General features: G+C 46.7%; 1 protein-coding gene. It reads left to right on the top strand.

What is annotated here, in order from left to right; all coding sequences use genetic code 11:
* Nucleotides 1-317, top strand: a 317-nt coding sequence (locus Q3F21_RS27280) for an ATP-binding protein (RefSeq protein WP_340259750.1), incomplete at both ends; no start/stop codon positions are given.

The following is a 317-nucleotide window of genomic DNA, read 5'->3' as shown; positions in this document are numbered from 1 at the left end:
GGCTTGCCATCATGGCTATTCCGTCCAATTTTGGACTGCCGCTAAAATATGTAACGAGCTTATGGAAGCTCAGTCCCAAAAGCGAATCCTCCAGCTAGAGAGGCAATGGTCGAAAACAGATTTGATTATTTTGGATGAAGGCCGGTTTGTCCCTCTCAGTCGGACCGGGGTGGAGTTATTATTCCAATTTTGTGCGGCCCGCTATGAGAAAGGAAGCATGATCATTACCAGCAATCTAGAATTTACAGAATGGACACAGATTTTCAAAGATGAGCAAATGACGTCAGCCCTGGTTGATCGGCTTACCCATCGTGCCC

This window comes from Brevibacillus borstelensis (genome assembly GCF_037834415.1).
Lineage (GTDB): Bacteria > Bacillota > Bacilli > Brevibacillales > Brevibacillaceae > Brevibacillus > Brevibacillus borstelensis_A.
The sequence above is the reverse complement of the archived record's forward strand: the minus strand, read 5'-3'. Positions and strand labels throughout refer to the sequence as shown.